Here is a 13,968-nt window from a genome sequence, read left to right on the forward strand (position 1 = left end):
GCAGTCGGTTACACCGACGGATAGCAGAACGAATCCGTCGAGCAATCGCCACCTTCCAGACGAATCTGGTGCGAGCGATACCCCTCGGGGAACTCGACATAAAAGTCCTTGTCCAGGGTGATTCCACCGTTCTCGCCGACATTGGCCTTGACCATGGCTGCCGGAATACCATCGCGATAGAACTGATCGTCCCAAGTCGAATACAGGGAGTTGGTCCAGTAAACGCGTTTGCCGTCGCGGCTGATCTCGACCATTTGCGGTCCGCCCCTGTAGTCGCCGCCGCCGGGATGCTTGGCCTTGCGCGTGATGCCGCCAATATGGATGGACCCTGCAAGCTTAGGCTTCATCGGATCGGTCACATCGTATTGGCGCATCTCGCCGGTGCCCCAGCAGGATACGTAGAGGAATCGGTCATCGAGCGACAGGTCGATGTCGGTTACTAGCGGCGGCACCGCCTCGAAGCCCTGAAGCAACGGCGGCAGGTCATCCTTGGCGGCTGCCTCGGGCGGGATGGTCGCCGTCTTTTCGCAATGGAATTTGCCGCCCTCGCGCCACCAGGTCCAGATCGATCCCTCGAGGTTTGTCGTGTCGACGACCACTCCAAGGAAACCGTATTCCTTGACCGGGTCATGGGCGGGGCGGACTTCCAGCGCCATCTGGTGGTTGGCGCCCAGATCGATGGTCTGCACGTTCCTGCGTTCGCGCAAATTCCAGAAATGCACCCGGTGTCCGTATTTGTTCGACAGGAGGTCTTCAGGCACGATGCCCTGCTCGAACTGGGGCGGAAGGGCCCACTCGCTCGACACCATGTAGTCGCGTGGCAGGTTCCACCAGAAATCATACTGCTTGTCCTGCGGCCCGCGATCGATCTCGTAGCGCCCGATGACGTCGAACGTCTGGCAATCCATGACAAAGATGCCGGGAGGTCCGTCGGTGCCGTCAGGGCCACCGCCCCCAAGCGTCGAGACATAAATACCTTCCGGACCGCAGTGAATCGTATGAGGCCTGGAATAGCCCGTCTTGGCAAACACTTCTTCTGGCTCGATGACCTTGTGTATCTTGGCCTTGGTCGGTCCGCCCTTGGTGTCGATGACGTAAATGCGCGAAGATCGAATACCGGGAATGATCAGAAAGCGGCGCTCGAGAAACGGGTGACCATTCAGCGGCGAAAGGGCCGAAGAGCACGCGTTCCAGCCGAAATGGTGAAACTCGTCGCCCTTGTTCGGCATTATCACGCTATGGACGACCTGGCCGTAGTCCTTCGACTTCGGGTTTACGTCAACTATGGCTAGTCCATCTGGCTGAGAGAAGTCGGGACTCAACATCAAAGTGTAGGCAAAATTTTCGACTGGCGCCTGCATTGCGAGCTTGGCAGTCGCGTGGAAAGTCGGGTCTGGCCGTACAGTCATTGTCGTCCTCCCTTGGCAGGTTAAGCAGTCCGACCGACAATCAGGGGCACGATCTGTGATGCGTTTGGATGTCCGCCGAAAACGTCGGGGCGCTTTGTTGTTCGCACGCTATTTCGTGCGACTTTTCGAAGAATCTCACGGATTTTGGAGAACTGCAATGTCGACTTGTTTCGCCGCAAGGCCTCTGTGAGCGACGAGCGCCACCAGACATTCGAACTGGGCCGCGTACCTCGCCGCAGCACCCCGCCTATCGCCCCAACATCTCAATGGCAGACCGCACAGGAGGGCGGGGGTGCAAGCCGCAAGCTCGCGCTTGCGACATATCACCTCTCGAAAAGCCTCGGCTGCATGCTAAGAGACTCAAAACACCAAACGGACTGAACTGAGGAGGCGGCCGTCATGACAGGCGAAAGCAAGAAGGCGGCCCGATCCGACCTCGACGAAGCGGCGCTCTATTTCCATAAGCACCCCCGTCCCGGAAAGCTTGAAATCCAGGCGACGAAGCCGCTGGGCAATCAGCGCGACCTGGCGCTTGCCTATTCGCCGGGCGTCGCCGCCCCCTGCCTTGAAATCCGCGACGACCCGGCAACCGCCGCCGACTATACAGCCCGCGCCAATCTGGTCGGAGTTGTCACCAACGGTTCGGCGGTGCTGGGCCTCGGGAATATCGGTCCGCTCGCCTCCAAGCCGGTGATGGAAGGCAAGGCGGTGCTGTTCAAGAAGTTCGCCGGCATCGATGTCTTCGACATCGAGATCGACGCACCGGGCATCGAGCGCATGGTCGAAACGATCTCGGCGCTGGAACCAACCTTCGGCGGCATCAACCTGGAAGACATCAAGGCGCCCGAATGCTTCGAAGTCGAGGAGCAGTTGAAAGCCCGCATGGGCATACCAGTCTTCCATGACGACCAGCACGGCACCGCCATCATCGTCGCCGCCGCCGTGCTCAACGGGCTGGAATTCGCCGGCAAGTCCATCTCGGACATCAAGATCGTCACGTCGGGCGCTGGTGCTGCGGCGCTTGCCTGCCTCAACCTGCTGGTCTCGCTCGGCGCGCGGGTCGAAAACATCTGGGTCACGGACCGGTTCGGCGTCGCCCATAAGGGCCGCGTCGAGGAGATGGACCGCTGGAAAGACCCTTATGTGAAGGACACCGAGGCGCGTACGCTGGCCGACGTTCTGCCCGGCGCCGACGTGTTTCTCGGCCTGTCTGCTGCCGGCGTGCTGAAGCCGGAATTGCTCCACCACATGGCGCCAAAGCCGCTGATCCTGGCGCTGGCCAATCCCAATCCCGAAATCATGCCGGAAGCAGCACGGGCGGCGCGGCCCGACGCGATGATCTGCACCGGCCGCTCCGATTTCCCCAATCAAGTCAATAACGTACTCTGTTTTCCTTACATCTTCCGTGGCGCGCTGGATTGCGGCGCAAGCGCCATCAACGAAGAGATGAAGATGGCTGCTGTGCGAGCGATTGCAGCGCTCGCCCGCGAAGAGCCGTCCGACGTTGCCGCGCGTGCCTATTCCGGCGAGACGCCGATCTTTGGTCCGGAGTTCCTGATCCCCTCGCCTTTCGATCCGCGGCTGATCCTGCGCATTGCCCCTGCTGTCGCCAAGGCAGCTTGCGAGACCGGCGTCGCGACCCGGCCGATCACCGATTTCGCCGCTTATATCGACAAGCTGAACCGCTTCGTCTTCCGCTCCGGCCTGGTCATGAAGCCGGTGTTCTCGATGGCCAAGACGTCGAGCGCCAAACGCGTCATCTATGCCGACGGCGAGGACGAGCGCGTGCTTCGCGCCGCCCAGGTCGTGCTCGAGGAAGGCATTGCCGAACCGATCCTGATCGGCCGCCCGCATGTCATCGAGGTGCGGCTGAAGCGCTACGGGCTGCGCATCAAGCCGGGCGTCGATTTCGGCTTGATCAACCCGGAAGACGATCCGCGTTACCGCCACTATGTCGACCTTTTGATCGAGCTTGCCGGCCGGCGTGGGGTGACGACGGAAGCCGCGCGCACCATGGTGCGCACCGACAATACGGTGATCGCGGCCCTTGCCCTGAAGCGCGGCGACGCCGACGCCATGGTCTGCGGGCTCGAAGGCCGTTTCGAGCGCCATTTGCGCAACGTAACGCTGATCATCGGGCCGCGCCCCGGCATTAGGGATCGCGACCTGTCGACGCTGTCCATGCTGATCTCGCAGCGCGGCATCATTTTCCTCACCGACACCCATGTCTCCGTCGATCCGACCGCCGAAGAAATTGCGGAAATGACCGTTTTGGCGGCCGAGGAAATTCAGCGTTTCGGCATTGAGCCCAAGGCAGCGCTGCTGTCGCATTCTGATTTCGGCTCCCGCGATTCGCCAAGCGCCATGAAGATGCGGCAGGCGGCGGCGATCCTGGCGCGCATCGCGCCCGACCTGCAATGCGACGGCGAGATGCATGCCGACTCGGCACTATCGGAGCAGCTGCGCCAACGCGTCTATCCGCATTCGCGGCTGAAGGGCGAAGCCAATCTGCTGGTGTTTCCCAATCTCGATTCGGCGAACATCACGCTGACCGCGCTGCGCACGATGATGGACGCGCTGCATGTCGGCCCGATCCTGCTCGGCACCGACAGCCCGGCGCACATATTGACACCGTCGGTCACCTCGCGCGGCGTCGTCAACATGACGGCACTGGCAGTGGTCGAAGCCGCGCATAAGGCGCAAGCCATCGTCGATCTGGGCTAGCGATGGGCCTTCTCAGACTGGCTTGAACCGGAAATGCCCTGTCTGCCTGAAGGCAAACAAAGTGTCCTCTTCTCTGGCGCCGCCGCCGATGTTGTGAATAACCAGCCTTCTTGTCGGCACCACAGTGGAGTGATTGGACGACACGATGGCAATATGCGACAGATTGCCGGGCAGCATCTGGGCGACGAGATCCCCAGGCCGATAATCGGCGGGGTCTTGGCTGACGGGCAAGGCAGCACCGCGCCGTTCGAAATAGACCGCAAGATTGGGCACACGGCGGTGGTCGATGTTGCGGTCGGGCGCCTTCAGGCCCCAAGCCTTCGGATAGGCGGCAAAATTGGCCCGCATATCCTCATGCACCAATTCTTGCAGGTCGAGATCGAAGGCGCGGCGATAGGCACGGATCACGACATCCGTGCACACACCCCGCTCAGGCTCAACGTCCCCGCCCGGATAGGCCAGGCGTGTATAGGTCGGATCGTAGAGCGTGGTGACGCCGATCTGCTCACGAGCGGCTTCGACCAATCTGGTGCCCCAATCCGGCGTGACAAGCTTTTCCTGCGCCATGGCGACCGGCATCGCCAGGCATAAAAGACCAAATTGCACCGCGGCTCGACGGGTAATCGAGGTCATCCCAAGCCTCCGGGCATTACTGAATCCAGGCATTCTTCTCGGCGAATACGCCTTTTTCGTGCAACGCCAGGATGTCGCGGTTCTGGCCCTGTCCGAAAAGGCCGTGGGGGGTGGTCGGCATGACAGCCCTCGTCGTGATCGCGCACAGGCGCAAGCCATCGCCGATTTGAGCCGAAGCCGGAATCGGCGGTATGCTAAACGAACGGTTAACCGCGAGCGCGGTAGTTCTAAATGACAGGCAGGTGGAGGTCCGGAAGGATGACGGGCGCACGTTGCAAGCTGACGCGGGCGGCCGCGCTGCTCGGCGTCCTGCTACTGTGCAGCATTGCCGTCACTCAGGCGCAGGCCGCTTCGCGCCTCTGCCGCCAGCTTGAAGCCGATCTTGGCGCCGCTTCTCGTGGTGGCGGCGGCAAGCCGGGCCTACTCAGGAAATACGACGACGCGATCGTCCGGCAGCGCCAGCAGATTTCAAAAGCCGTCAGCCAGTCCAGCAGCGCCGGCTGCGGCTTTTCGCTGTCTCGCCGCAACGCCAATGCATGCGCGGCACTCGACGCCACCATCGATCGCATGGCTGCCAATCTCGACGCCTTGCAGGCCAAACGCACTGAGCTTGCCGACGGTGGTTCGCGACGCGATCGCGCGCGCATATTGGCCTCGCTTGACGCCAATGACTGCCGCGATGATGCGGCGTCGACGCCCACACCTGTCCGCGAAGCCAGCCGTGAAAACGGCAACCGAAGCCTGCTCGACCAGCTTTTGGGCAGTGAACCTGGTGCGCCCGACCAGCCCGAAGAGCTGCGACCAGGCTGAAGAGCTAAGTCAGCCGCGCAACATCCGCAGCATCCTCAACAACGCCGACGAGTTGGGCCAGCCGCGAGGCGAATTCCGCACCATGTGCGTGCGGACCTGCGACGGCTATTTCTTCCCGATGTCGAATGCTGCCTCGCTGGGCGATTTCGAGCGCGACCAGAAGAATTGCGAATCGAGCTGCCCCGGCACCGAGATGCAGGTTTTCTACACGCGCGGCATGAACGACGATTCGGCGTCTATGACGTCTTCAGTGACCGGCAGGCCTTATATCGAACTGTCGACGGCCTACCTCTACAAGCAATCCGACACGCCCCGGCCGCCGACCTGCGGCTGCAATGCCGTGCAGAATTTCCAGATCATCGCCGGCAACCCGCCAACCCCGGCACAATCCAAGGCGAGCGTGGAGACCACCCCGTTCATTCCGCTGCCGGTTGCCAAGCCTGATCCGGGCGCCGACCCGGAGACCTTGGCCAATTCGCAAGGCGGCCTCAACCGTGAGGCGATCAGACGGCTTGCCGCCAAACCTGTGCCCTCGCCGACGTCGCTGCCGCCGCCGGAGCAGCGCAAGGTCAGGGTCGTCGGGCCAACGTTCCTTCCCGACCCAGTAGCGGCAACAGATCTGCAAGCTCCGGACCGGAAGACTGTCCCGTAAGCGCCAGCCTGAGCGGCATGAACAGGGCCTTGCCCTTGCGGCCGCTCGCCGCTCGGATCTTGCCCGTCCAGTCCTTCCAGACAGTGCCGTTCCAAGGCTCTTCCGGCAGCAGCTCGAATGCCTGGCGAAGAAAGTCGCGGTCCTCGTCGGAAAACTCCGCCGGCTCCTCTGGGCCGTCTCGAAGCGTACGCCACCAGATCGCCGCATCGGCCAGTCTGTCGAGATTGCCGCGCACCGCCAGCCAGAAAGGCTCGGCCTGTTCGCCGGAGATGCCGAGCACGATCAGCCGGTCGCGCGCCTCTGAAAACGGCATGTGGTGCAGCAGCGTGCGGTTGAGCACGAAGAGCTCGTCCGGATCGAATTTGGCGGCGGATTTCGATGTTGCAGCCGGATCGAAGCGCTCGGCTAGCTCGGCCATCGTTGGCACCGCTACGACGTTTTCCGAGGTACCGACGAGCACCGCCAGCGAAGCCACCGCCATCGGCTCGATGCCGCTCTCACGCAGGCTTTGGATGGACAGCGCGCCGGTGCGCTTCGAAAGTCCCTCGCCTGATGCCGTTGTCAGGAGATTGTGGTGGCCGAACGCCGGCGGCTCCGCGCCAAGTGCTTGGAACAGGGCTATCTGGACGCCGGTATTGGTGACGTGGTCGTCGCCGCGAATGACATGGCTGACGCCCATGTCGATGTCGTCGACGACCGAAGGTAATGTATAGAGGTAGGTGCCGTCCTCACGCCGCAGAACCGGGTCTGAAAGCGAGGCGAGGTCGACGGTTTCTTCGCCGCGCACCAGGTCGTTCCAGTGGATTTCGGTGCGCTCCGGCTGCAGCGGATCACTGGTGAAGTTGGGCAGCAGAAAGCGCCAGTGCGGCCGCCGCCCATCGGCCTCATATTCCGCCACCTGCTCAGCTGTCAGCGTCAACGCCTCACGGCCATAGACTGGCGGCAGGCCACGCGTGCGGCGCACCTTGCGCCTCAGGTCGAGCTCTTCGGGCGTCTCATAGCAAGCATAGACGAGGCGCGCCTCCTTCAGCTTCTCCAGTGCGGCATCGTAGATTTCCACGCGCCGCGACTGGTACTCCGTGGCGTCGGGGAAGATGCCCAGCCAATGCAGGTCATACAGGATAGCGTCGGAAAACTCCTGCGTCGAACGGGCAACGTCGGTGTCGTCGAAGCGCTGGATGAAGCGGCCTTTGTTCTTGATGGCGAACAGCCAATTGAACAAAGCGGTGCGCGCATTGCCGATATGGATGCGGCCGGTCGGTGATGGGGCGAAACGGACGGTAACTGTCATGAGCGGGGCGTACCGGATGGTTTTGCTGTTGACAAGACGCGCCCCCGCGCTCGGCGGCAGACATAGAACATGACAAAGGCGAAGTAAAGACTGCTGCGCCGCACGTCTAACATGACGTGTGGCGCCGTAACCGTCAGATCACCAGGCCTTTGGTCAGTTCAAGCGCCTGGCGTTCGAACAGCCGGCGGTAGATGCCGCCTTGCAGCCGGATCAGCTGGTCATGCGAGCCCTCTTCGACGATGCGGCCGCGATCGAACACCAAAAGCCTGTCCAGCGCCCGCACCGTCGACAGCCGGTGGGCAATTACCAGCGTCGTGCGGCCGACCATCAAGCGCTCCATCGCCTGCTGGATCAGCACCTCCGATTCCGAATCGAGGCTCGACGTTGCCTCATCCAGGATGAGAATGCGCGCATCGGCAAGGAAGGCGCGTGCGATTGCAACACGCTGACGCTCGCCGCCCGACAGCTTTACGCCGCGCTCGCCGACCAGCGTGCCATAGCCTTTCGGCAAATTGGCGATGAAGTCATGCGCGCTGGCCAACCGCGCCGCGTGCTCGATCTCGGCCTGCGTGGCGGCCGGCCGGGCATAGGCGATGTTTTCGGCCAGCGACCGGTGAAACAGGATCGGCTCCTGCTGGACGATTGCGATCTGCGCGCGCAGCGACGCCTGCGCCACATTGGCAATATCCTGGCCGTCGATCAGGATATTGCCCGCAGTCACGTCGTAGAGGCGCTGGATCAGCTTGACGAATGTCGTCTTGCCGGAGCCCGAATGGCCAACCAACCCAACCCGTTCGCCCGGCGCGATATCCACCGAAAAGTCGCGATAGAGCGGCAGGCGGTGGCTGCCATAATGGAACGTTACATTGTCGAAGGTGATACGGCCATCGGTGATCCGGATCGGTTTGGCTCCGGGCCGATCCTCGATGCCGAGTGGTACGGACTGGAAGTCGACCAGTTCCTCCATGTCGTTGATCGAGCGCTGCAGATTGCGGATATGCGTGCCGATGTCGCGCAGATAGCCTTGCAGCACGAAGAATGAGGTCAGCACGAAGGCGACATCGCCGGCGCTCGCCTGCCCCCACGACCACAAAAGCAGGGAGAAGCCGATGACCGCTGCCCTCAAAAGCAGCAGCATCGTCCCTTGCGTGGTGCCGTTGACGGTGCCGCGCATCCAGGTGCGGCGCGTGCGACCGCGCCATTTGGCGACGACCTCGGCAAGCCGCGTCTCCTCGCGTTCCTCGGCGCCAAAACCCTTGACCACGGCGTTGCAGCTCACCGCATCGGCCAGCGAGCCGCCAAGCCGTGTATCCCACGCATTGGCAAGCCTTGCCGCAGGCGCGACATAGCCAAGCGACAGCATCGTCGTCACCGCGATGAACAGAACCGAACCGATGGCGACGACAGCACCCATCAGCGGCCAGAACCAGCCAAGCAGCAGCGTCGAGCCGACGAGCATGACGACCGACGGCAGCAGCGCGATCAGGATCGTGTCGTTGAGCAGGTCGAGCGCCCACATGCCGCGCGTTATCTTGCGCACCGTCGATCCGGCGAAGCTGTTGGCGTGCCAGTCGGTGGAGAAGCGCTGGACGCGGTGGAAGGCGTCAGCGGCGATATCCGCCATCATCTTCAACGTCAGCTCGACAATGGCCATGAAGGCGAGATTGCGTAGCACGACACCGGTGAGCGCCAGGGCAACCAGCATCGAAAAGGCCGCCATCGCCGCGTTCCACGCAACATCGTCGGCCGCAGCACTGCTAGCGACGGCATCCACCAGCCGGCCGGAATAGAGCGGCGTCAGCACGTCGGCCAAGGTCGACAGCAGGAACGTGCCCATAATGCCGGCAAGCCGCCACGGCTGACGCCGCCAATGGCTGAGCGTGAAGCCAAGAACGCTGCGAAAGGCGCCCGCGCGCAAATCTATTCGAAAACGAGCCATGATGTCATTCGGGCGCAAACGAGCCCGATCCCGGAAAAGGTCGAAAATTGAAAAAACCGCGTCGGGCGAATTAACACCCAAGGAATTGGCGGCTCGCCCGAATACGGGCGGCGACCGGCATCGACGAACGCCTGTTCTCAGCTCGGCTTCGCCGCAAAGGTAAGAACCTTCTGGCTTGCCGATTGAGACCTAGGCTTCGCGGCCTCGCATAACGATGTCAAATCCTGGCATTTCGGTCCTCCCCAAGGGGATCGCGGAAAGGCGTTTATAGAGACGCCTCAACGCCGCGCCAAGTCAGTAGATAGTCCAAAGCGCATCTGGTCCAAGCAGTGAGACGATTTTGCAACAATCGCGGGTTGTGCGCTGCCTCTGTTTCAGGTTGCCGTGATACGGTCGAGGCGCATATAGCGGCCGTCGGTGGAAGGTCTGAAGCCGAGCTTCTCGTAAACCGCATGGGCGTCGTTGGTCGACAGGCTCCAATGCGTGACAGTCTTGCAATCCGGATGATCGATAAGCGCCTGGACAAGCCGGGTTCCGATGCCTTGCCCGCGATACCCGGGCCAGACAATGATGTCGGCGAGATAGGCAAATACCGTACGGTCGGTGATCGCCCGACCAAAGCCGACCTGATTGCCGCCGACATAGGCGCCGACGCACAGTGAGTTGGCAAAGGCGCGGCGGTGCAGTTCATCGCTGCGGCCGCTGCCCCAATAGCTCTCCTTCAAAATGTCGGACGTCGCCCGGAAGTCGATCTGCGACAGGTCAAAGCTGATCTCAAAGTTGGCCATGGCTAAACCGCTATGCAGCCAATCGCCTACCCGCCATCCCTGAACCGGTTGGTGATGGGATAGCGGCGGTCGCGGCCAAAATTCTTCCTGGTGATCTTCACGCCGGGCGCCGCCTGCCGGCGCTTGTATTCGGCGACGTAAAGCAGGTGCTCGACGCGCGTCACCGTCGCCCGCTCATGGCCGCGCGCAACGATCTCGTCGACGCCCATCTCGTTCTCGACCAGGCACTCCAATATGTCATCGAGCACCGGATAGGGCGGCAGCGAATCCTGGTCGGTCTGGTTCTCTCGCAGTTCCGCCGAGGGCGCCTTGTCGATGATATTATTCGGGATCACCTCGCCGGACGGACCGAGCGCACCCGGCGGCACATGCGCGTTGCGCCAGCGCGCCAGCGCATAGACCTGCATCTTGTAGAGGTCCTTTATCGGGTTGAAGCCGCCATTCATGTCGCCATAGAGCGTAGCGTAGCCGACCGACATCTCGCTCTTGTTGCCGGTAGTGACCACCATCGAACCGAACTTGTTGGAAATCGCCATCAGGATGGTGCCGCGGGCGCGGCTCTGCAGGTTTTCCTCGGTGATGCCTTCCTTGGTGCCCTCGAAAAGCTGCGTCAGTGTGTGCAGGAAGCCCTCGACCGGCTCGAAGATCGGCACGATATCGTAGCGGCAGCCGAGCGCGCGGGCGCAGTCCTCGGCGTCCTTGAGCGAGTCCTTCGAAGTGTAGCGGTAAGGCATCATCACGGCGCGCAGCCGTTCCTCGCCCAGCGCATCGACGGCAAGTGCCGCGCAGATCGCCGAATCGATGCCGCCGGAAAGGCCGAGCACGACATTCTTGAAGCCGTTCTTGTTGACGTAGTCGCGCAAGCCCAACATGCAGGCGCGATAGTCGGCCTCCTCCTTTTCAGGGATTTTCGACATCGGTCCGTCATAGCAGACCCAGATGTCATTCTTTCGCTTCCAGGTGGTGACGTTGACCGTCTCCTCGAACTGGCTCATCTGGAAGGCCAGCGTCTTGTCAGAACCTATGGCAAACGATGCGCCGTCGAAGACCAGTTCGTCCTGGCCGCCAAGCTGGTTGGCATAGATGATCGGCAGTCCGCATTCGATGACCTGGCGGATGACGATCTGGTGGCGGACATCGACCTTGCCGCGATAGTAGGGCGAGCCGTTGGGCACCAGCAGGATTTCCGCGCCGCTTTCGGCCAGCGTCTCGCAGACGGCAACTTCGCCCCAGATGTCTTCGCAGATAGGCACTCCCACGCGCACGCCGCGGAAATTGACCGGCCCCTGGATCTCGGGGCCGGCCTGGAAGACGCGCTTCTCGTCGAACTCACCGTAATTCGGCAGATCGAGCTTGTAGCGTTCGGCAAGGATTTTGCCACCATCAGCAAAGATGATCGAATTGTGCGTGCCGGTCTTGCGCTTCAACGGCGTGCCGATGATGAAGCCCGGGCCGCCGTCGGCGGTATCGCCGGCGAAATCCTCCGCCGCCCGCTCGCAGGCCTTCAGGAATGCCGGCTTCAACACCAGATCCTCAGGCGGATAGCCGGCAAGGAAAAGCTCGGTGAACAGCACGAGGTCGGCGCCTTGGCGGGCGGCATCCGCCCTCGCCTCGCGCGCCTTGGCGAGATTGCCGGCGACGTCGCCGACCGTCGGATTGAGCTGGGCGACGGCGATGCGCAATATGTCTGGAGCGGTCCTGTCTGTCATGCCCGTGGGTTTAGCGCGGCAAAATTCGTCGGGCAATGGCGTTCGTTTGGACCAAACAGTCGATCCTATTCGCTCATATATTCGCGCAAGGCTTCCGGCGGATGGTTCTCGCCGATCGACATTGCCAGAATGCGCGAAATGTGTCGGCGCGGCAGCCCGGTTTCCGCCGCCCAGGCGTTGATCTGCGCCTGGATCCTGCCCAAATCCCTCTTCGAGGTCGGGCTCTCCGCGATGTTGAGTCCAGCATCGCGCAGTGCGGCCGCCATATCGGCCGAGACAACAAAAGCGTCCCACTCAAGCCAGCGCAGAAAATACTGGCCGGTATTGCCGCCGAGCCGGCTGCCGTGCTTGCCGAGATAGGCCATCAACCCGACCTGGTCATCCGCCGGCCAATCGGCCAGGAACTTGCCGAAGCCGCCGTGCTCCTTCGACACACGCTCGACGAAGGCCGCGTTGTCGCGTACGGATTTGATCTTCTGCGGATTGCGCACGATGCGCTTGTCGGCGGTGAGATCGTGCCAGAAATCGTCAGGCTGGAACAGCAGCCGCTTCGGTTCGAAGCCAAGAAATGCTTCCTCGAAACCCGGCCATTTCTGCTCGATGACGCGCCAGACGAAGCCGGCGGCAAAGACCCGCTCGGCCATGGTCGACAGGATCCGGTCATCCGCAATCTTTGCCACCGCGGCATTGTCAGGCATTGGACCCAGCAGCGACGTAAGGGCTGCCTCACCGCCTTTGCGTTTCGCTGCACGGGCGCGAATTTTCTGAAAATCCACCATTGTTTCCTGACCCCATCGCGTCAATCTACCACTTCTCGTATGAACCGGCAGCTTCTACCTCATCGCTGACGACGGAGGCGACGATGAACAAAACGATCGAGGACCTGGCAAGCCGCTGGCTGAAGCGAAAGCCGGACGGCCTCAGCGCGCTCGAAAGCCGGGTACTGCAATCTACGCTCGAGCGCACCACGATTTCCAAGGACACCAACAAGGCCGTCGCCTTTCACCAGACGTTTGGAGATCGCCTGGCCGACACCATCGCCCGGATCGGCGGCTCGTGGTCCTTCATCCTGGCATTCATTGGCTTCCTGATCCTGTGGACGGCAGGCAATGTCTGGCTCTTGTCGAGCGCCGCCTTCGATCCCTATCCATTCATCTTCCTCAATCTCGTGCTTTCCATGGTTGCCGCCCTGCAGGCGCCAGTGATCATGATGGCGCAGAACCGCCAGACCGAGCGCGATCGAATCGACGCCGCCCACGACTATGAGGTTAACCTCAAGGCCGAGATCGAGATCATGGCGTTACACGAAAAGCTCGACGAACTGCGCCACAGCCAGATCATCGGCATGCGAGACGAGATCGCCCGGCTGGCCGAGCAGGTGAAGCGCATCGACGGCATTCTGTCGAAGCAGCGAACGTCTTCATGACGGAAGCCATCCATCGTCTCATTGAGCAATATGGGTTGGTCGCGGTTTTCCTGGGCTGCGTGGCCGAAGGCGAAAGCGCCGCCATCCTTGGCGGTTTCTTCGCGCATCAGCATGTTTTCGTCCTGTGGCAGGCTTTCCTCGCGGCAGCGCTCGGCGCTTTCGGTGGCGACACGTTCTTCTTCATCTTGGGGCGGAGCTTCGCCGACCATAAATTCGTGATCAGGCTCCGTGCCCGGCCGGGCTTCAGCCACGCCTATCGCCTCGTCACCTCTCATCCCAACATCTTCGTGCTGTCGAACCGCTACATCTATGGCCTGCGCCTGGTCGGTGGTATCGCGGCGGGGCTGTCCGGCATCGCCGCGGCGCGTTTCGTCATCCTCAATGCCATCTCATCGGTGGTCTGGGCGGCGCTGTTCTGCACGGTCGGTTATGTGTTCGGGCTGGGCGCCGAGCGCATCGTCGGCCAGACGCTGGCCCGCCACGAGCGGCTGCTGATCGCTCTGGCAATCGGCCTCGTTGTGGCTATCCTCGGCTGGCTGGCGTCGCACTTCCTCGCCAAGAAGGAGCTTCGCAGGGGAAGCTGATCG

At 62.0% G+C, this 13,968-nt stretch carries 10 protein-coding genes and 1 pseudogene; 4 read left to right on the plus strand and 7 right to left on the minus strand.

What is annotated here, in order from left to right; translation table 11 throughout:
- Positions 1-8: 8 nt before the first annotated feature.
- Positions 9-1,409 carry a selenium-binding protein SBP56-related protein gene (locus NKH80_RS16665; RefSeq protein WP_352507847.1) on the minus strand — a complete coding sequence of 467 codons (1,401 nt, stop codon included), beginning with the start codon at positions 1,407-1,409 and terminating at the stop codon, positions 9-11.
- A 399-nt stretch (positions 1,410-1,808) separates the two neighbouring features.
- Here NKH80_RS16665 and NKH80_RS16670 point away from each other — a divergent pair, with 399 nt between their 5' ends.
- Positions 1,809-4,133: an NADP-dependent malic enzyme gene (locus tag NKH80_RS16670; protein ID WP_254820171.1), complete on the plus strand. Its 2,325-nt coding sequence runs from the start codon at positions 1,809-1,811 to the stop codon at positions 4,131-4,133.
- Between the two features lie 12 nt (positions 4,134-4,145).
- Here NKH80_RS16670 and NKH80_RS16675 read toward each other — a convergent pair whose 3' ends face one another.
- The gene (locus NKH80_RS16675) at positions 4,146-4,766 is read right to left on the minus strand and encodes a DUF1287 domain-containing protein (RefSeq protein ID WP_352507845.1); all 621 of its coding nucleotides are present in this window, start codon (positions 4,764-4,766) and stop codon (positions 4,146-4,148) included.
- Between the two features lie 258 nt (positions 4,767-5,024).
- On the opposite strand from NKH80_RS16675, the pseudogene NKH80_RS30125 reads away from it, so the two are divergent.
- Positions 5,025-6,228 (plus strand): annotated as a pseudogene (locus NKH80_RS30125) (DUF2865 domain-containing protein).
- Here the strand turns inward: NKH80_RS30125 and gltX are convergent.
- The 5 genes from gltX to NKH80_RS16710 all read right to left on the minus strand — a co-directional run bounded on the left by gltX (position 6,146) and on the right by NKH80_RS16710 (position 12,734).
- Complete coding sequence (gene gltX, locus NKH80_RS16690; protein ID WP_254820168.1) at positions 6,146-7,519, minus strand: glutamate--tRNA ligase; 1,374 nt, start codon at positions 7,517-7,519, stop codon at positions 6,146-6,148. The pseudogene NKH80_RS30125 and the gene gltX overlap by 83 nt on opposite strands.
- Before the next feature lie 133 nt (positions 7,520-7,652).
- Positions 7,653-9,458, minus strand: coding sequence for an ABC transporter ATP-binding protein (locus tag NKH80_RS16695; protein ID WP_352992564.1), 1,806 nt, complete (start codon positions 9,456-9,458; stop codon positions 7,653-7,655).
- Positions 9,459-9,832: 374 nt separating this feature from the next.
- The gene (locus tag NKH80_RS16700) at positions 9,833-10,246 is read right to left on the minus strand and encodes a GNAT family N-acetyltransferase (RefSeq protein WP_254820166.1); all 414 of its coding nucleotides are present in this window, start codon (positions 10,244-10,246) and stop codon (positions 9,833-9,835) included.
- A 26-nt stretch (positions 10,247-10,272) separates the two neighbouring features.
- Positions 10,273-11,955 carry an NAD+ synthase gene (locus NKH80_RS16705; RefSeq protein WP_352706623.1) on the minus strand — a complete coding sequence of 561 codons (1,683 nt, stop codon included), beginning with the start codon at positions 11,953-11,955 and terminating at the stop codon, positions 10,273-10,275.
- A gap of 65 nt (positions 11,956-12,020) precedes the next feature.
- Entirely contained in the window at positions 12,021-12,734 is a 714-nt protein-coding gene (locus tag NKH80_RS16710) for a DNA-3-methyladenine glycosylase I (protein WP_352706621.1), read from the minus strand.
- Between the two features lie 83 nt (positions 12,735-12,817).
- Between NKH80_RS16710 and NKH80_RS16715 the strand changes: the two genes are divergently transcribed.
- Together NKH80_RS16715 and NKH80_RS16720 are read left to right on the plus strand one after the other, a co-directional pair.
- Positions 12,818-13,381, plus strand: coding sequence for a DUF1003 domain-containing protein (locus NKH80_RS16715; RefSeq protein WP_352479010.1), 564 nt, complete (start codon positions 12,818-12,820; stop codon positions 13,379-13,381).
- Positions 13,378-13,965, plus strand: coding sequence for a DedA family protein (locus tag NKH80_RS16720; protein WP_352992566.1), 588 nt, complete (start codon positions 13,378-13,380; stop codon positions 13,963-13,965). Before NKH80_RS16715 ends, NKH80_RS16720 begins: the two co-directional genes overlap by 4 nt.
- Positions 13,966-13,968: the final 3 nt, after the last annotated feature.

The organism is Mesorhizobium sp. M0904, from assembly GCF_040319475.1.
Classification (GTDB): domain Bacteria; phylum Pseudomonadota; class Alphaproteobacteria; order Rhizobiales; family Rhizobiaceae; genus Mesorhizobium.

Excerpts from the sequence above, each read along its gene's own strand:
- NKH80_RS16675 (WP_352507845.1), bottom strand. The coding sequence starts at position 4,766 with ATGACCTCGATTACCCGTCGAGCCGCGGTGCAATTTGGTCTTTTATGC.
- NKH80_RS16665 (WP_352507847.1), bottom strand. The coding sequence starts at position 1,409 with ATGACTGTACGGCCAGACCCGACTTTCCACGCGACTGCCAAGCTCGCA.
- gltX (WP_254820168.1), bottom strand. The coding sequence starts at position 7,519 with ATGACAGTTACCGTCCGTTTCGCCCCATCACCGACCGGCCGCATCCAT.
- NKH80_RS16720 (WP_352992566.1), top strand. The coding sequence starts at position 13,378 with ATGACGGAAGCCATCCATCGTCTCATTGAGCAATATGGGTTGGTCGCG.
- NKH80_RS16695 (WP_352992564.1), bottom strand. The coding sequence starts at position 9,458 with ATGGCTCGTTTTCGAATAGATTTGCGCGCGGGCGCCTTTCGCAGCGTT.
- NKH80_RS16705 (WP_352706623.1), bottom strand. The coding sequence starts at position 11,955 with ATGACAGACAGGACCGCTCCAGACATATTGCGCATCGCCGTCGCCCAG.
- NKH80_RS16715 (WP_352479010.1), top strand. The coding sequence starts at position 12,818 with ATGAACAAAACGATCGAGGACCTGGCAAGCCGCTGGCTGAAGCGAAAG.
- NKH80_RS16710 (WP_352706621.1), bottom strand. The coding sequence starts at position 12,734 with ATGGTGGATTTTCAGAAAATTCGCGCCCGTGCAGCGAAACGCAAAGGC.
- NKH80_RS16700 (WP_254820166.1), bottom strand. The coding sequence starts at position 10,246 with ATGGCCAACTTTGAGATCAGCTTTGACCTGTCGCAGATCGACTTCCGG.
- NKH80_RS16670 (WP_254820171.1), top strand. The coding sequence starts at position 1,809 with ATGACAGGCGAAAGCAAGAAGGCGGCCCGATCCGACCTCGACGAAGCG.